Origin of the sequence: Streptomyces sp. NPDC046977 (genome assembly GCF_040644455.1) — a bacterium.
Lineage (GTDB): Bacteria > Actinomycetota > Actinomycetes > Streptomycetales > Streptomycetaceae > Actinacidiphila.
The window spans coordinates 42,236-60,314 of record NZ_JBEYWO010000021.1 but is presented as its reverse complement, the minus strand read 5'-3'; the positions used below and the strand labels follow the sequence as shown (position 1 = coordinate 60,314).

General features: G+C 72.7%; 11 protein-coding genes. 4 read left to right on the top strand and 7 right to left on the bottom strand.

Annotated features, from left to right (window positions below):
* The first annotated feature begins 2 nt into the window (after positions 1 to 2).
* A complete protein-coding gene (locus ABZ883_RS28020) occupies positions 3 to 1,358 on the top strand; it encodes a polysialyltransferase family glycosyltransferase (RefSeq protein WP_360910831.1) in 1,356 nt (451 codons plus the stop codon).
* A gap of 67 nt (positions 1,359 to 1,425) precedes the next feature.
* Here ABZ883_RS28020 and ABZ883_RS28015 read toward each other — a convergent pair whose 3' ends face one another.
* The 4 genes from ABZ883_RS28015 to ABZ883_RS28000 all read right to left on the bottom strand — a co-directional run bounded on the left by ABZ883_RS28015 (position 1,426) and on the right by ABZ883_RS28000 (position 10,217).
* Positions 1,426 to 2,511, bottom strand: a complete 1,086-nt coding sequence (locus ABZ883_RS28015; protein WP_360910829.1) for an acyltransferase — start codon at positions 2,509 to 2,511, stop codon at positions 1,426 to 1,428.
* Between the two features lie 153 nt (positions 2,512 to 2,664).
* On the bottom strand, positions 2,665 to 6,213 hold the full coding sequence (gene mfd / locus ABZ883_RS28010; RefSeq protein ID WP_360910827.1) for a transcription-repair coupling factor: 3,549 nt from the start codon (positions 6,211 to 6,213) through the stop codon (positions 2,665 to 2,667).
* 639 nt (positions 6,214 to 6,852) lie between these two features.
* The gene (locus ABZ883_RS28005; RefSeq protein ID WP_360910825.1) at positions 6,853 to 9,432 is read right to left on the bottom strand and encodes an FtsX-like permease family protein; all 2,580 of its coding nucleotides are present in this window, start codon (positions 9,430 to 9,432) and stop codon (positions 6,853 to 6,855) included.
* Entirely contained in the window at positions 9,429 to 10,217 is a 789-nt protein-coding gene (locus ABZ883_RS28000; protein WP_360910823.1) for an ABC transporter ATP-binding protein, read from the bottom strand. The genes ABZ883_RS28005 and ABZ883_RS28000 overlap by 4 nt, the downstream gene beginning before the upstream one ends.
* A 372-nt stretch (positions 10,218 to 10,589) precedes the next feature.
* On the opposite strand from ABZ883_RS28000, the gene ABZ883_RS27995 reads away from it, so the two are divergent.
* Entirely contained in the window at positions 10,590 to 12,065 is a 1,476-nt protein-coding gene (locus tag ABZ883_RS27995; protein WP_360910821.1) for an MFS transporter, read from the top strand.
* A gap of 10 nt (positions 12,066 to 12,075) precedes the next feature.
* On the opposite strand, the gene ABZ883_RS27990 is transcribed toward ABZ883_RS27995, so the two are convergent.
* The 3 genes from ABZ883_RS27990 to ABZ883_RS27980 form a co-directional block, all read right to left on the bottom strand.
* The gene (locus ABZ883_RS27990) at positions 12,076 to 13,047 is read right to left on the bottom strand and encodes a cellulose-binding protein (RefSeq protein ID WP_360910819.1); all 972 of its coding nucleotides are present in this window, start codon (positions 13,045 to 13,047) and stop codon (positions 12,076 to 12,078) included.
* 77 nt (positions 13,048 to 13,124) lie between these two features.
* Positions 13,125 to 15,332: an SUKH-4 family immunity protein gene (locus tag ABZ883_RS27985; RefSeq protein WP_360910817.1), complete on the bottom strand. Its 2,208-nt coding sequence runs from the start codon at positions 15,330 to 15,332 to the stop codon at positions 13,125 to 13,127.
* 7 nt (positions 15,333 to 15,339) lie between these two features.
* Entirely contained in the window at positions 15,340 to 16,335 is a 996-nt protein-coding gene (locus ABZ883_RS27980; RefSeq protein ID WP_360910815.1) for an HNH endonuclease, read from the bottom strand.
* 400 nt (positions 16,336 to 16,735) lie between these two features.
* Between ABZ883_RS27980 and ABZ883_RS27975 the strand changes: the two genes are divergently transcribed.
* The gene (locus tag ABZ883_RS27975) at positions 16,736 to 17,230 is read left to right on the top strand and encodes a YwqJ-related putative deaminase (protein ID WP_360910813.1); all 495 of its coding nucleotides are present in this window, start codon (positions 16,736 to 16,738) and stop codon (positions 17,228 to 17,230) included.
* Positions 17,231 to 17,232: 2 nt separating this feature from the next.
* The gene (locus tag ABZ883_RS27970) at positions 17,233 to 17,739 is read left to right on the top strand and encodes an SUKH-3 domain-containing protein (protein WP_360910811.1); all 507 of its coding nucleotides are present in this window, start codon (positions 17,233 to 17,235) and stop codon (positions 17,737 to 17,739) included.
* Positions 17,740 to 18,079 lie beyond the last annotated feature (340 nt).

Genomic DNA, 18,079 nt, shown 5'->3' with positions numbered 1-18,079 from the left:
CCATGGCTCACACGACACAGATCTTCCAGGTCTCGACGCTCTACGGCGCCGCGACCCTCGCCGCGTCCCTCGACGCCGGTCAGTTCGGACCCCGCTCCGACGCCCGGCGGATCCTGCTGGTCTCCAACAACGCCGGCGTGCCCGAGGCGGCGCTGCGCCTGGACGAGATGCACGGCTACTCACGCATAGCCGCCCGCTTCGACTCGGTGATCAGCTGGAACGAGGCCATCAGCCCGCACCACCCCAGCGCCTGGGGTCCCCGGCCCAACGACACCGCCATGTGGCAGAAGGCGTTGCGCCTCGCGTGGGGCATCGACCCGCGCGACCGGATCGATCTCGCCGTGGAATCCATCCAGGTGAACCCGGCCCGGGCGCTGACCGCGATCTTCTCCGAGAGCGCGGTGCACGTCTACGCGGACGGCCTCATGAGCTACGGCCCGACGCGCGACAAGCTGCCGTTGACCATAGCCCGCCGGATCGGCCGGCTGCTGCACCTCGACCTGATACCCGGGCTGCGGCCCCTGCTGCTGTCCGAGTTCGGCGTCGAACCGGAGATCGTCCCGGACGAGGCGTTCCGTCGCGTCCTCGACGAGATCGCGGGCGACGCCGCGGACGACGCGGACCTGGCACCGGTCCTCGCGGAGAAGCCCACGGCGGTGCTTCTGGGACAGTACCTCGCGGCGCTGAACATCCTGACCGCCGAGGAGGAGGAGCAGCTGCACGTACGGATGCTGACCGGCGCCGCGCGCGCGGGTCACCGTTCCGTGGTGTTCAAGCCCCACCCGACGGCCCCCGCCACCTATTCGACGGCGCTCGCCAAGGCGGCCGCGGAGGCGGGCGTCCGCCTCACGGTCCTGGACAGCCCGCTGCTGGCGGAGACGCTGTACCGGCACTGCCGTCCCGAACTCGTCGTCGGCTGCTTCTCCACCGCGATGGTCACCGCGGCGGCCTACTACGAGGTCCCCGTCGCCCGCGTCGGCACCGCCCTCGTCCTGAAGCGCCTCAAGCCGTACGAGAACAGCAACCGGATGCCCCTGGTGATCATCGACCACATGGTCCGGGACCTGGAGCGGAAGCAGACCCCGGCGCTCGTGGGCGAGGCGCCCGCGTCGCTGTCGCCCATGGTGCGGGCGATGGGCTACTGCATGCAGCCCAAGACGTACCGCCACCTGCAGGGCGAGGCAGCCGAGTGGCTGGCCGCACACCGGGAGTCCGTGCCCGGGTACTACTTCCCCGAGCTCCGGCTCGCCGAGCTGGAACTGCCCGGCAGCAGCCCGCAGACCCGGGCCAAGCACCAGGTGCGGCGGGTGAAGCGGCTGGTCCGCAGGACCGTCCTGCGGGGCGCCGGGAAGAAGTGACCACTCCGGGCCGGTGAGCGCCCGGTGACCGCGGGGGGCCCGTGCTTCGGCACGGGCCCCCTTCGCGTCATCCCAGCCAGCGGCGCAGCCGCAGCCGCTCCCACAGCAGGCTGGCGGCGAAGGACAGCACAGCCGTCGCCACGGCCAGGGCGGTGATCGTGCCGGCGGCGCCGAGCCAGCCCGCGTGCGCCGAGACGATGTGCGGGGCGATGGCCTGCAGGAACATCAGGTGCACGAGATACGCGCCGAAGGCGGCCCCGCCGAGTTTCGTCAGCAGGGGACGGTAGCGCTCGGGAATGCTGATCCGATTGAGGCCCATCAGGACGGCGCACGCCAGGAAGGGCACGAACACACCCGCGTACGGCGACGGGAAGTGCACGTAGTGCTCGTACGCCACCACCGCGGCCCACGCGCAGCCGCCGAACGCCAGCCACGCCAGCCGCCGCCCGCGGCCCGCGGTACTGGGAAGGGCGAGAACGATCGCGCCGCCCACCGCGTACGCGACCTGGTACATGCCGAACTTCCACGAGAAGCCCGGCAGGTGCAGGTGGAACATCTTGCCGATGTCGCCGATGAGGCCCGGCGCGACGGCGAGCGCGACGAATGCGGCGCCCAGCCCCCAGGGCCGCTTCCCGGCCTTGGCCAGGGCCGCGATCGACAGCAGCAGGATCACCGGCACATAGGCGTACAGGTACCAGAGGTGGAACGCGGGCCTGATCGAGCCGAAGAGCGACTCGTAACCGAGCCGCCACATCGGGCGCGCTCCCGGGTTGTCGATGTGGTCCCACACCACGTACGCCGCGGTCCACACGGCCATCGGCACGAGGATGCGCACCAGACGGTCACGGACCTGGCGGCCGTCCCTGGGCGCGGCGCCGACCAGGACGACCCAGCCCGCCATCGCGAAGAACAGCGGGACGGCGCAGCGGGTGAGCCCGTCCGCCACGAGCGCCGTCCAGTACACCGGGCGGCCGCCGGAAGGGCTCTGGCCGACGGCGTCCAGGAGGCGGGCCGCCGAGTGACAGAGGATGACACCGACCGAGCCCAGCACGCGGAGCAGGTCGATGTCGTAGCGGTGCTCGCGCTTACGGGCGCCCTCAACGGGTTCCGCGGCGGCCGGCGCGGCGGCGGGCAGGGCGCCGGGGGCGGGCACGGTGGGGGATATCGGCTGGGGGGGAATCGCTGTTCACCTCTGTCACGGTGACCGACAGGTTTCGGATCAGCCGCTCAGGCTACCCAGCGAGCGCGAACATGGGACACATGGAGAAGAATTGTTGGTGAATTTTTCCCCCGAGGCCGCGTGGCGTCAGCTGCCGAGCACCGCCGTCAGCAACTCCGCCGTCCACGTGAGCAGTTCACGCCCGACGACCGGCTTGCCGCCGATACGTGCCGTGCTCGGGCGGGGGACGAGGATCTGCTTGGTGCCGGCCTTGACGACCGTGCGCGGGTAGAGCCGGTTCAGCCGCAGCTCCTGGGACTCGCGCAACTCGACCGGCGAGAAGCGCACGTTGGAACCCTGCAGCGTGATGTCGGCGACACCGACCTTGCGGGCCAGCAGCCGCAGCCCGGCGACCAGCAGCAGATTCTCCACCGGCTCCGGCAGCTTGCCGTAACGGTCGGTGAGCTCCTCGCGGACGGCCTTGATGTCCTCGTCGGAATTGACGGAGGCGATCGCGCGGTAGGCCTGCAGGCGCAGCCGCTCGCCGGGCGCGTAGTCGTGCGGCACGTGCGCGTCGACCGGCAGCTCGATCTTGACCTCCAGCGGGGCCTCCTCGGCCTCGCCGCCGCCCTCCTCCAGCGCGGCCCGGTAGTCGGCGACGGCCTCGCCGACCATGCGGATGTACAGGTCGAAGCCGACACCGGCGATGTGGCCGGACTGCTCGCCGCCGAGCAGGTTGCCCGCGCCGCGGATCTCCAGGTCCTTCATCGCCACGTACATGCCCGCGCCCATCTCGGTGTGCTGGGCGATGGTCGCCAGCCGCTCGTGCGCGGTCTCGGTGAGCGGCTTCTCCGGCGGGTACAGGAAGTACGCGTAGCCCCGCTCGCGGCTGCGGCCGACCCGGCCGCGCAACTGGTGCAGCTGGGACAGGCCGAAGGTGTCGCCGCGCTCCACGATCAGGGTGTTGGCGTTGGAGATGTCGATGCCGGACTCGACGATCGTCGTGGAGACCAGCACGTCGAACTTCTTCTCCCAGAAGTCGACGACGACCTGCTCCAGCTGCGACTCGCCCATCTGCCCGTGCGCGGTGGCGATCCTCGCCTCGGGGATCAGGTCGCGCAGGCGCGCCGCGGCCTTGTCGATGCTCTCCACCCGGTTGTGGATGTAGAAGGCCTGGCCCTCGCGCAGCAGCTCGCGCCGGATCGCCGCGGCGATCTGCCGGTCCTCGTACGGCCCGACGAAGGTCAGCACCGGGTGCCGCTCCTCCGGCGGGGTGGTGATCGTGGACATCTCGCGGATGCCGGTGACCGCCATCTCCAGGGTGCGCGGGATGGGGGTGGCGGACATGGTCAGCACGTCGACGTTGGCCCGCAGCTTCTTCAGCTGCTCCTTGTGCTCCACGCCGAAGCGCTGCTCCTCGTCCACGATCACCAGGCCGAGGTCCTTGAACTTCGTCTCGGACGAGAACAGCCGGTGCGTGCCGATGACCACGTCCACCGAGCCCTCGCGCAGGCCCTCCAGGACCGCCTTGGCCTCGCTGTCGCTCTGGAACCGGGACAGCGCCTTCACCACGACCGGGAACTGCGAGTAGCGCTCGGAGAAGGTCCCGAAGTGCTGCTGCACCAGCAGCGTCGTCGGCACCAGGACGGCCACCTGCTTGCCGTCCTGGACGGCCTTGAAGGCCGCCCGCACCGCGATCTCGGTCTTGCCGTAGCCGACGTCGCCGCAGATCAGCCGGTCCATCGGGACCGACTTCTCCATGTCCTCCTTGACCTCGGCGATCGTCGTGAGCTGGTCGGGGGTCTCCGCGTACGGGAACGCGTCCTCCAGCTCCCGCTGCCAGGGGGTGTCCGGCGCGAAGGTGTGGCCGGGGGCGGCCATGCGCGCCGAGTACAGCCGGATCAGGTCGGCGGCGATCTCCTTGACCGCCTTCTTGGCGCGCGCCTTGGTCTTCGTCCAGTCCGCGCCGCCCAGGCGGTGCAGCGAGGGCGCCTCGCCGCCGACGTACTTGGTGATCTGCTCCAGCTGATCGGTCGGCACGAACAGCCGGTCGCCCGGCTGGCCCTTCTTCGCCGGCGCGTACTCCACCACCAGGTACTCGCGGGTGGCGCCCTGCACGGTGCGCTGCACCATCTCCACGTAGCGGCCGACACCGTGCTGCTCGTGCACGATGAAGTCGCCCGCCTGCAGGGTCAGCGGGTCGATGGTCTTGCGCCGCCGGGACGGCATGCGGCCCATGTCCTTGGTGGACGAGCGCTGGCCCGACAGGTCGGTCTCGGTGAGGACGGCGATCCTCAGCGCGGGATCCACGAAACCGCTCTCGATCGAGCCGCAGGCGACATGGACCACGGCGGGCTCCACCGGCCCGGACAGCTCGGTGTCGAGCCGGGCGGCGATGCCCTCGTTGCCGAGCACCTCCACGATGCGGGCGGCCGGGCCGTGGCCCTCGGTCACGTAGACCGTGCGCCAGCCCTCGGCGAGCCAGCCCTTGGTGTCGGCCAGCGCGCGGGCGGTGTCGCCGCGGTAGACCTCGGGGGCGTGCATGCCCAGCTTCAGGGTGTCGGCCTCACCGTCGAGGGCGTCCTCGTCGGCGCCGAAGGGGCTCACCGACCACCACGGGGTGCCGAGCTCCCGGGCCCGGTCGCGGACGTCGGCGATGCCCCACAGCGAGGCCGCGCCCAGGTCGATCGGCGCCTCGCCGCCGCCCGCGGACGCCGCCCACGAGGCCTCCAGGAACTCCCGGCTGGTCGCCACGAGGTCCGCGGCACGGGCCCGCACCCGCTCCGGGTCGCAGACCACCGCCATCGCCCCGGCCGGGAGCACGTCCAGCATCAGTTCCATGTCGTCCACCAGCACCGGGGCGAGGGACTCCATGCCCTCCACCGCGATGCCCTGGGCGATCTTGTCCAGCAGCTCCCGCAACTGCGGGTGCTCCTCGGCGAGCTCCGCCGCCCTGGCCCGCACCTCGTCCGTGAGCAGCAGCTCCCGGCAGGGCGGCGCCCACAGACCGTGCTCGGCGACCTCCAGCGACCGCTGGTCGGCCACCTTGAAGTAGCGGATCTCCTCGACGTCGTCGCCCCAGAACTCGATCCGGAGCGGATGCTCCTCGGTCGGCGGGAAGACGTCCAGGATGCCGCCGCGCACCGCGAACTCGCCGCGCTTCTCCACCAGCTCCACACGGGCGTACGCGGCGGCCGCGAGGCCGTCCACGATCGCGTTCAGATCGGCGGTCTGCCCGCTGCGCAGCGCCACGGGGACCAGATCGCCCAGGCCCTTGACCTGCGGCTGCAGCACCGAACGGATCGGGGCGACCACGACCCGCACGGGACCGGCGGCCGGATCGTCCGCGCTGGGGTGCGCCAGCCGGCGCAGCACCGCCAGCCGGCGGCCGACGGTGTCCGAGCGCGGCGACAGCCGTTCGTGCGGCAGCGTCTCCCATGCGGGGTACTCCACGACGGAGTCGGCGGGCAGCAGTGACCGCAGGGCCGCCGTCAGGTCCTCGGCCTCGCGGCCGGTGGCCGTCACCGCCAGCACGGTGCGGCCCGTACGGGCCGCCAGCGCGGCCAGCGCCAGCGGGCGCGCCGCCGGCGGGCCCACGAGGTCGACGTGCGGGCGGTTGCCGTCGGCTGCGGCACGGACCGCCTCCGCGAGCGCGGGGTCGTCCACGACGACGTCGAGCAGACCGTTGAGGCTCATGTGGCTTTCCGTCCCAGAGGCAGACAGGCGGGGCAACGCGAACAGCCCGACGCGTGGGAACGGGCCGGGGTGTCCCAGCGTACGACGCTTCGCTGACACCCGGTGCCGCCTCCCTTCGGGGGGCGCCCCTTTCCCCACCCGCCCGCCCGTGTGCCCCATGAAGTCAGGTACCCCGACGCAAGTTGTTGGGGGCCGGGTGCGGGGCCTCCGGGGCTGCCATTCTGGACAGCACATTTAGGTGCCTCAGGCACCCGCCTTGAGCACTCCGGGTCATGCACCCAAATATGCTCCACAGTCCAGAACGCCACCCCTACGACCCCGCCCCCTCCGTCTCGTCACGCGCCTGATCCCCGGTGGGTGGGTGAGAAGGCGGTCCGGGGTTGCCGCAAGTGCCCTCTGACCTCCCACCGGCCGTAAGCCGCCCCAACAGCCCCGGGAGGGGGTGCGCCGGGGTCCGCCCGCAGGGGACGAGCGGTGACCGCGGTACACGAATTGCAGGGGGAAACCGCGAGCCCCGAGGACGGACTCCGGAGCGGCGCCGACCCCCACAACGCACGCAGCGCGGGGCCCGCACTTACCGTGCCGGGCACACGGGTGGGGGGGCGGGGTAACCCCGCCCCCCCACATCGTGGCGCCACGCTAATCGGTCGCGATCGCCGTCAGGACGTTCATGCGGGCCGCCCGGAACGCCGGCACCAGTGCCGCGACGAGGCCGACGAAGGCGGAGCCGATGAAGACCGTGATGATCGTCGGCCAGGGGATCTCGAGGATGCCGAGGCCCTGGAGGGCGAGCAGCTTCTGTGCCGTTGCGCCCCAGCTCATGCCCAGGCCGAGGCCGAGGATCGCGCCGAAGAGGGCGATGACGACGGACTCCAGGCGGATCATGCGGCGCAGTTGCCGGCGGGACATGCCGATCGCCCGCATGAGGCCGATCTCCCGGGTGCGTTCGACGACGGACAGGGCGAGCGTGTTCACGACGCCCAGGATCGCGACGATGATCGCGAGCGCGAGCAGGCCGTAGATCAGGTTGAGCAGCTGGCCGATCTGGTCCTTGAGCAGTTGCTTGTAGTCGGCCTGGTTGCGGACCTGGACCTGCGGGAAGTCGTGCAGGGCCTTCTTGAGTCCGGCGTACGCGGCGTCCTGCTGCCCGTCCTTGGCGGCCGCGAACATGATGTCGTTGATCGGCATCCGGTCGGTGGGGATGTAGTGGGCCGCGGTGGTGATGTTGGTGTACATCGCGCCGCCGTCGAAGGCGGTGTCCTTGGTCGTGATCGCGGTGACCTTCAGCTTCGCGGTTTCGCCCGCGGTGAAGCGGACGGTGAGGGTGTCGCCGAGGGTGACGTGGTGCTTGTCGGCGAAGTCCTCGCCGACGGACATCGCGTCGGTGCCGTAGGCGGCGGAGAGTTCGCCGGCGACGGTCTTGACCTGGAGGTCCTGGGCGTAGGTGGGGTCGGCGGCGGAGATGCTGGTGTCGGAGACGGCGCCGTCGGGGGTGGTGATCCTCGCGTCGAGGGACTTGTAGTCCGTGACGTGCGCGAGGTCGGGCGCGGCCTTGATGGCCTTCTCGATCTGCGGGGTGATGGGCTGGCCGCTGTCGGAGGCGATGATGAAGTCCGCTCCGACCGACTTGTCGAGCTGGTCGCTGGCCGAGGCCACCATGGAGGAGCCGACCACGGACAGGCCCGCGACGAGGGCGAGTCCGATCATGAGGGCGGCGGCGGTGGCGCCGGTGCGGCGGGGGTTGCGGAGCGCGTTGCGCTCGGCGAGGCGGCCGACGGGGCCGAAGACCCGCAGGACGCCGGCGCTGATGACGCGGACGACGAAGCCGGCGAGCAGCGGCCCGACGACGACGAAGCCGACCAGGGTGAGCAGGACGCCGAGGCCGAGGAGGGCCGAGCCGTCGGTGGCCTGGGTGGCCCGCGAGGCGGCCACGAGGGCGCCGGCGCCGGCCAGTGTGAGGACCACGCCGATGACGGCCCGCACCGTGCCGGCCCGCCCGTCGGCGGGGAGGCCGGCGTCGCGGAGGGCGGCCATCGGGGAGACCTTGCCGGCCCGGCGGGCGGGCAGGTAGGCGGCGAGCACGGTGACGACGACACCGAGGACCAGGCCGGCGACGGGCGTGCTGGCCTTGACGGTCAGCGAGGAGGTGTCGAGGTTCATGCCCATGCTGCCCATGAGCTTCATCAGCAGCACGGCGAGCCCGACGCCGCCCCCGATGCCGAGGACGGAGCCGACGACGCCGAGCAGCAGCGCCTCGATGAGCACCGAGCGGTTGACCTGGCGGCGGCTGGCGCCGATGGCCCGCATGAGGCCGATCTCGCGGGTGCGCTGGGCGACCAGCATGGAGAAGGTGTTGACGATCAGGAAGACGCCGACGAGGACGGCGATCCCGGCGAAGCCGAGCATCGCGTACTTGATGACGTCGAGGAAGCCGGCGATGTCCTTCTTGTTCTCGGCGGTCCACTCGGCCTGGGTCTGGATCTTGTAGCCGCCGGAGGTGCCGAGCGCGGCGACGACGTTCTTCTTGAGCTGGTCGTCGCTGACGCCGGGGGCGGCGGTCAGGCCGACGCTGCTGAAGACGTCCTTGGCGCCGAGGATCTTTGTCTGGGTGGTGGCGGTGTCGAAGTAGAAGACGGCCGCACCGGGGTTGGTGACCTTGAAGGTGACGATGCCGGTGATCCGGGCACGGAACTCGCCGGGTATGGCGATGACGCGGATCTCGTCGCCGATCTTCAGGTGGTGCTTGTCGGCGGTGTCGGCGTCGACCATGGCCTCGGTGGGGCCGCGCGGGGCGTTGCCGGAGGTGAGGTCGACCGAACGTTCCTCGGTGGAGTCCCAGTTGGTGGCGATGGTGGGGGCGCCGGAGGTGGGACTGAGGCTGTCGTTGGAGCTGTCGGTGACGGTCAGGGTCTGGCTGCCGGCCTCGCCGGTCGCCTCCTTGACGCCGTCGACGGTCCTGAGCCGTTCGGCCACGGAGGCCGGCACGGTGGCGGCCTTCGCCGTCATCTGCATGCCGTCGTTGCCGGGCGCGCTCTTGGGCGTGACGGTGACGTCGGAGGCGGTGGCCGCGAAGAGCTTGTCGAAAGTGGAGGTCATCGTGTCGGTGAAGACGAGCGTGCCGCAGACGAAGCCCACCGACAGCAGGACGGCGATGGCGGAGAGCGCCATGCGGCCCTTGTGCGCGACGAAGTTGCGCAGGGAGGTCTTGAGGACGGTCACGACGTCCTCCCGCGGGCGTCGAAGTCCTTCATGCGCTCCAGGACGGAGTCGGCGGTCGGGTCGCGCATCTCGTCGACGATCCGGCCGTCGGCGAGGTAGAGCACGCGGTCGGCGTAGGAGGCGGCGACCGGGTCGTGGGTCACCATCACGATGGTCTGGCCGAGTTCGTCGACCGAGCGGCGCAGGAAGCCGAGGATCTCGGCGCCCGCGCGGGAGTCGAGGTTGCCGGTGGGCTCGTCGCCGAAGATGATCTCGGGGCGGGCGGCGAGCGCGCGGGCCACGGCGACGCGCTGCTGCTGGCCGCCGGAGAGCTGTCCGGGCCGGTGCTTGAGGCGGCCGGCCAGGCCGACGGTCTCCACGACGCGCTGCAGCCACTCGGGGTCGGCCTTGCGGCCGGCGATGTCCATGGGCAGCGTGATGTTCTCGGCCGCGTTGAGGGTCGGCAGCAGGTTGAAGGCCTGGAAGATGAAGCCGATCTTGTCCCGGCGCAACTGCGTGAGCTTCTTGTCCTTGAGACCGGTGATCTCGGTGTCACCGACGAGGATCCGCCCCTCGGTGACGGTGTCGAGGCCGGCGAGGCAGTGCATCAGGGTCGACTTGCCGGAGCCGGACGGCCCCATGATCGCGGTGAAGCGACCGCGCTCGATGTCGACGTCGACCGCGTCGAGGGCCACGACCCGGGTCTCGCCGGAACCGTACGCCTTGGTCACACCGCGGGCGCTGGCGGCAACAGCCGTACGTTCTCCGCTGCCCCCGGACTTGGGAATCGATACTGCCGTTGTCACTGTCTGTCCTGCTTTCCTGGTGGATGTCCTGGCTGGTGCGGACGTGCGCCATCGCCTCTACAGACTGGCTGCGGGGACGGGGCCCGGACGATGGTGCGGGTCTCCGTATCGACCCGGGGGTTAGCCCCACCGAGAAGGCTAGGGAGCCCGGGAGGGGTGCCTCGTCCTCCGCCGGTACGAACCGGGGGTAGGAGAAAACTCGGTACGCCCCCTAGGGGGACTGCATCTTTCGGGTGACCCGGCTCGGGGTCGATGCTGCACCCTCCCGCGGCGGGAGGCTCAAGCCCGGGTGTCCGGCCTGCGAGAACCCCCTGTGCGGCACCCGTACGGACATGAAAAAGTGTGTCGTACACAGATCCAGGGGGTTCTCCCGTGCAGGGCACCGATCAGACCACGACCACGGCGGCCGTGGCCGCGCCGCCGGTCCGCCGCGGGCCGGTGGTGGCCGCGCTGATGCTGGCGATGGCGCTGGCGGCCATGGACTCGACGATCATCTCCACCGCCGTCCCGCAGATCGTCGGCGAACTCGGCGGCTTCTCCGTCTTCTCCTGGCTCTTCTCCGGCTACCTGCTCGCGGTCACGGTGACCCTGCCGGTCTACGGCAAGCTCGCCGACACCTTCGGCCGCAAGCCGGTGCTGCTCGTCGGCATCGCGATCTTCCTGCTGGGGTCGCTGCTCTGCGCGGGCTCGTGGAACATGGCCGGACTGATCGCCTTCCGCATCGTGCAGGGGCTCGGCGGCGGCGCCATCCAAGGCACGGTGCAGACCGTGGCGGCCGATCTGTACGGGCTCAAGGAGCGCGGCCGCATCCAGGCGGCGATCTCGACGGTGTGGGCGGTCTCCGCCGTCGTCGGCCCGCTGTGCGGCGGGCTGCTGTCGGGCTACGCCAGCTGGCGCTGGATCTTCCTGATCAACCTGCCCATCGGGGCGGTCGCGCTCTTCCTCATCTCCCGCCACCTGCGCGAGTCGGTCGCCCGCCGCACCCGGCACCGCGTCGACTGGCCCGGCGCGCTCGGCCTGTTCCTCTCCGGAGGCCTGCTCATCAGCGGCCTCGTCCAGGGCGGCCCGCTCCGGCCCTGGCTGCTCGGCGGCAGCGTCGTCCTGGGCGTCGCGACCTATCTGGTCGAGCGCCGCGCGGCAGAGCCGATCATCCCCGGCTGGGTCTGGCGGCGGCGCGCCATCGTCGCGGTCAACCTCGCGCTCGGCATGCTCGGCGTGCTGATGGTGGCGCCGACGGTCTTCCTGCCGACGTACGCGCAGACCGTGCTCGGCCTCGGGCCGATCCAGGCCGGTTTCGTGCTGTCGGTGATGACCATCAGCTGGCCGCTGTCGGCCGCCCTGAGCAACCGCGTCTATCTGCGCATCGGGTTCCGCGACACCGCCGCGCTCGGCATGGCGGCGGCCGTCGTCGTGCTCGTCGCGCTGGTGATGCTCCCGTACGCCGGCCCGGCCTGGCAGCCCACGCTCGTCATGCTGCTGCTGGGCGCGGCCCTCGGCCTGTTCCAGCTGCCGCTGATCGTCGGCGTGCAGTCCACGGTGCCCTGGCGCGAGCGCGCCACCGCGACCTCGTCGATCCTCTTCTGCCGCCAGGTGGGGCAGAGCGTCGGGGCCGCCGTCTTCGGCGCCGTCGCCAACGCGACCCTCGCCTCGCGCCTGCACGGCTCCGGGACCGACCTCGACGCGGTCACCGGCGCCGCGCACCTGAGCGAGCCGGTCCGGCGCGCGGTCGCCGCCGCGGTCAACCACGTCTACGCGGGTGCGGCGCTGGCCGCGGTGCTGGCGCTGCTCGCCGTGCTCCTGGTGGCCCCGCGCCGCTTCCCGGTGCTGGAGGAGGATCCGCAGCCGTAGTCCCGCGGGACTAGGGCTCCTGCGTCCCCTCGGCGTCCTCGGGGGTCGCCGGGGGCGGCACGTCCCCGGTGGGGGCCTCCCCTGCGTCGTCGGCGGCATCCGCGTCGGGGGCCTCGCCGCCGGTGAGGGCGACCAGGCTGCTGCGGACGTGCGCCAGGTGCTCGCGGATCTCGTCGCGGCGGACCTCGTGCTGGCGCAGTTCGCGCTCGGCGGCCAGCCGGATGCGCTCCTCGCGGACGCGGGCCTGGGCGAGCAGTTCGGCCGCGGCCGCCTCGGCGTCCTGCTCACGGCGGCGGGCGGCCTCCTCGGTGGCGGCCAGGGCGCGGCGGGCCTCCTCGACCATGTTCTCGGCGTAGTGGGTGAGTTCGGCTAGGCGCGCGTCCAGGCCGGCCTCGCGCTCGGCGAGTTCGTGCTCCTGGGCGTCGCGCCGCTCGCGCCGCTCCTTCTCCTGTGCGGCGAAGGCGCGTTCGGTGTCCCGGCGCAGCGCGTCGAGGCGCCGCGCGGCGTCGTCGCGCAGGTGGGCGGCCTCGCGCCGGGCCGTGCCGACGAGCTCGGAGGCGCTGGAGCGGGCCTCGTCGAGGGTGGCGGAGGCCTGGACGTCGGCACGGGTACGGCGGGCCTGCGCGGCGGCACGGGACTCGTCCAGCAGGGTGCGCCGGGCGGCCTCGGCGGCGTCGTGCGCCGTGCGGGCCTCCTCCTCGGCGCGGTCGCGCACGGAGGCGGCCTCCTCCTCCACCAGGCGCAGCAATTCCTGGGCACCGCCGCCGAGCGACTCGAAGGTGGGCGGGGCGAGGCCGGCGACGACGTCGCGCAGGGCGGCGCACTCGGCGTCCATCTCGTTGGCGAGGACGGTGAGCCGTGCGGCACGCTCCCAGGCGGCGTCGCGATCCTCGGACAACTCCTCCAGGAAGCGGTCCACCTGGTCGGTGCGGTAGCCGCGGCCGCGGCCCGTGGCGAAGCCGTAGGGGTATGCCGTACTCATACCCCCATATTCATGGGTTTGCCCTATCTGCACATCATGCGACACTCCGGCCGCGTACGACCGGAGTGCCGACGCGACTACAGCATCCCGTCCCACATCTGTTCGATCAGCACGGACCACCAGTGCTCGGGCGACGCCACGGCCGCCGGGTCCAGCGCGGCGATCTGCGCCTGGAAGTCCACCGTCCAGCGGCCCGCCTGGTCCGGCGTCAGCCCCAGCCGCCAGCGCCACATCTTGCCCAGCAGCGCCAGGCAGCGGACGAACTCCGGCAGGCTGGAGTTGACGAACTGCGGCGCCACCGCCGCGCCGCCCGGCCCTGCCTCCATCGGGACCGCGACGATGTGCGCCGTGCCGTACTGCACGCACAACTGGCGGCCGAAGTCGTTGCCCATGACCAGGTACGAACCGGCGTCCGGCGCCGGCTGCACACCGCGCTCGGCGGCCAGCTCGGCCAGCGTCGGCACCGGGCGCCCCGGCTGGGCCTGCGCCCAGAAGAACGGCCCGAAGTCCACCGGCAGCCCGGACCACGTCAGGGTCTGCGCCACGATGTCCGGCACGCCCTGCCGGGCGACCGCGCGCTGGTCGAAACGGAAGACGCCCTGCGGCCCGAAGGACTGGGCGAGCTCGTGCCCGATCGCGTCCAGCGGGATCGCGGGCACCCGCTGGATCTGGTGCGGCTCCGGCATCGGCACGCGGTGCGGGCGGCCGGGCGCCGGCGCGCTCGCCACCTGGTGCAGCTCGCCCAGATGCGTCAGCAGGTGCTCCACGCCCGCACGGCGGCCGGCCCGGTCCTTTCCGTACGGCGCCGTGCTGCTGATCCGCACCTGCGGCCAGGTCTCCCGGATCATGCGGGCGCAGTAACCGCCGGGCAGGTCGCACGACTCCAGTTCGGTGTGCAGCTCCAGCACCGCCTGCGGCGGCACGCCAAGGGCGCGCAGCTCGTGCAGGACCTGCCACTCCGGGTGCGGGGTGCCCGGCGCGGAGCGGCGGATGAGCTGCTGCTCTGAACCGTCCTGCGCGCGGTAGCGGAGCACCGCCATGTAGCCCGGTCCGATGGTGGGCACGCCCGCCGGCGGCTGTGGCTGCGGCGGCGCCGGGGGCTGCGGATAGCCGTACGCGGCCGGGGGCGGCGGCGGGGCCACCGGCACGGGCCCGGGTGCGGGCGGCGGCGGGGGCGGGCCGTCGGGGCGCGACAGCATCGTCGCCGCGTGGTGCACGTCCGCGGGCGGGGGCCCCGGCACGGGCGGAGGCGGCGGCTGGTTCGCGGGCAGGGCCTGCACCAGCTGCGTCGGCACGTAGCCCGCGCCCGGGGTCCCGGGCACGCCCGGACCGGGCGGCGGCGGAGGCGGGGGCGGCGGTCCGGCCTTGGCGGTCTCCGCGCCGGCCAGGTCCGCGGCGCCCTGCCGCCGCGCCCCGGCACCCGGCACCCCGGGCGGGGGCGGCGGGCCGTCGGGGCGCGACAGCATCGTCGCGGCACGGTGCACGTCGGCGGGCGGGGGCCCCGGCACGGGCGGAGGGGGCGGCGGCGTCGCCGCCGCGCCGCCCGGGTAGCCGTAGCCGCCGGGCGGCAGCGGCGTACCGGTCTCCGGCACCCCGGGCAGCCGCTCGGTGCTGGCCTCGGCGCTGTTCCTGGGCGGCGGCGTGTGCGCGTCGTCGGAGTCGGTGATCGGCGGCGCGTAGACCGTCGCGGGCGGCGGCACCGCCCGGCCCGCGTCGCCGTTGTTGGTGTCCCGCCAGGTCGAGGGCGGCGGTGTCGGGGACCGGTCGTACGGCAGCGGCATCGCCGGCGTCGGCGTGGGGACGAAGGGCGGCGGCGGCCCGTCGAAGGGCGAGGGAGCACCGCCGGCCGACCCCGCGTCCGCCACCGTGACGGCGTCGGAGGGCTCCGGCGCGGCGGGCTGCCGGTGGTCCGGGATGCCCAGCCGGTCGGCCGCGTCCTGGAGCCACTGCGGCGGGCTGAGCAGGAAGGAGGTCGCCCCCAGGTCGAGCCGTTTCGGCGGCTCCGGCACGGCGTCGGCGACGACGGCGCCCCCGTACGCCTCCTCCCAGTGCCGGATGATCTCGCCGACCGGCAGCGCCGGCCACAGCGTGGTCTCCCCGCTGTCCTTGGCGATGACGAGGCGGGCCTCGCCGTCGTCGCCCGTGGGCCCCCCTTCGCGCGGCTCGGACCAGACCACGAAGCCCTGGCCGAACTCGCGCACCTGCACCTCGCGGACGAGGTACGCCGGGACGCCGGCGTTGATCCACCGCTCGGCGCGCTCCTGCGCCTCCGCGAACGTCACCATCCCCGTCTCACCCCTCCACCGGGACGGCGCGGGCGAAGCCGCCGTCCACCATCAGGTTCGCGACCGTGTCCAGCTCCGGCGGATCGCCGGCGAGCGCGGCGAGGAAGGCGTCGAAGTCCTCGCCGCAGGGCAGCAGCAGCGCGGCGACCCGCTCCTCGGTGGAGGCGAAGGCGCCGTCGGTGTCCCGGACGTCGTCGTAGGGGCACAGCCACATCGAGCCGAGGTCGGCGCCGCGCGCCTTGACCGCGAGCACCCCGCCCTGCACATAGGCGATCGCGAGGTAGTCCTTGGTGAGGTGGTCGCGCAGGCACTTGTTGACGTAGACGAGGTCGTTGACCGCCGACTCCTCGCGCACCGTGAAGAAGGGCTGGTCGACCAGGAGTCCCAGCAGGGGCAGCAGGGCGACGCCGCGCGGGGCGCAGCCGCCGGCGGCCTTGAGGAAGCTGCGGTACGCGCCGGGCAGCCGGTAGCCGAGCTCCTCCTCGACATCGCGCACCTGCTGCTCGGAGACGGCCGCCGCGTCGCGCCGTCCCGTGCCCACGGCGAAGTGCGCGGGACGGGTGTCCTGGAGCGGTCGCGTGCCCCGCTTGCCGTGGTCCGCCGAAGCGGTGGTGGCGAGGCCGCCGTGGTGCCGCAGCAGCGACTTGACCTCGGCGGGGATCAGTTCCAGGCGGCGCGAGCCGGCGACATGGTGCCACGTCCAGCCGTGCGGGGTGGCGACCGGCGACAGGCTGCCCCACAACTCGTGACCGGCGGCGTGCTGGGCAGCGTTGGCCGACACGTGGTCGGTGAGCCGCAGTTCGTCGATGCCGAAGCCGTCCGGTGGCTCGGCGATCTCGGCGGCGGCACGGGCGAAGGGCGCGAAGTCGGGGAAGCCGTGGTCGTCCACGCGGACGCCCTGCGGATGGCGGGCGCGGCGCACCGGGTCGGGAAAGTGCACGATCTGACCGGCGTAGGCCGCGTTCGGTGGCGCGGCCCGGTGCCCGAGCCGACCTGTCGTCATTGCGGATGCCCCCATGCTGGATCTGTTGTTGGGCACAGCCTAGGGGGTGGGGCAACAGGGGCTTCGGCTGGTTCCGGTCACTGCCGCGCACCGGATGCCCGTCGCTGCGACCTCGCGAACTCCCCCTCGGCCGACCGTACTTGATCACGAATCGGCGGCCATGACGCCCCCCGCATCCGACCCGGCGCTACTATCCGTACAACCAGTGGCCAACACCAGGACGGCCGGGAGGCGGTGGCACATCGGACTGCGACACCCATCTCGTCCCAGTGTCGTGACATCCGGCACAAAGTAAACCTCTCACCTCACAACCGACTTCCGTAACGCGCGATGAATTGGCAGTCTTACGCGGATAAGGGGGACGTCCTTCTCGAAGGACGGATCGGAGGGTCAAAGGAACATGCTGACGAGAGGAGCCGCGGACCCGCGGCTGACCTGGGGAAGTGAGGAAGCGCCACCCCCGCCGGTGCTGCGCCACCGCCGCGACGGCATCCTGCCGGCGGTCGCCGCGGCGCTGTCGGTCAAGGACGAGGTGCTCACCTGCACCGGGAGCAAGGGCGACCAGCCGCCCGCACTGCACCCCCTGGTCCAGGACGCCCTCGACACCCTGCCGGTCGCACAGCGTGAGCGGTTCACCGGGCGGTGCCCGGAACCCGTCCTGCTGTCCCGCTGGCTCACCGAGGCCGACACGGGGCGCAGCAAGCGCGCCGCGCGCAAGCCGTTCACCCACGCCGACGCCCGCAAGGCACTCAAGGGCGCGAAACTGACGGCCCGTCATATACGCGAGGACGGCGACCCCGAGCACGGCGGCTACGCACCGCCGTGCCGCTCCTGCCTTCCACTGCTGGAGCACTTCGGGGTGCAGGCCTTCGACCCGGGGAGCGAAACCGAGTGAACGTGAGCGACGCCCTCAACGCCCGGACCACCTCGACGCGCTTCCCCGTCGGCGTCGACGCCGCGCTGCGCGCCGCGGGATGGCAGCCCGGCCAGTGGGACATCCGCCGGGCCGAGGTCTGGGCCGACACCCTGCGCGCCCACGTCTCCCCCGGCGGCCACCGGCACAGCGTCTTCCCCGCCGCCGTCGAGGCCTGGGCCGAGTTCGGCGGCCTCACCGTCCCCGCGGTCTCCGCCCCCGGCCGCCCCCAGGTCGCCCCGAGCGGAGTCGTCATCGACCCCCTCCAGGGCCTCCACCTCGCCCGCACCTGGGGCGATCTGGGCTCCGCCCTCGACACGGAGGTAGCACCCCTGGGGGTGGAGTCCACGGGGCAGGGGCACCTGGCGATCGACGCGCTGGGGCGGGTGTACTGCGTGGACCACACCGGGGACTATTACGTGGGCCCGACGATTGACGCTGCGCTGTGCACCGTCCTGGCAGGCCTGCGCCCCCACCGCCTCACGGTCTGACGCCCTGGGCTTTTTCCCCGCCCTCCCTCCCGTGTGCCCGGCGCGGTAAGTGCGGGCCCCGCTCTGTTCGTCGTTGGGGGTCGGTGCCGCGCCGGGGTACGTCCTCAGCGCTCGCGGGTTACCCCCACATCGTCCGGCATCGACCACGCCGTCACCGCTCGTCGCTTCCGGGCGCACCCCGCCACACCCCCTCCCGGGCCGGCTGGGGCGACTGACGGCCGGTGGGGTGTCTGTGGGCGGTGACGGCTGCGCACTTGGACGGCGCTGCGTCAACGGGTGCCCGAGCACGGTGGCGCCTCACACCACCCACCGGGGATCAGGCGCATGGCGAAACGGAGGG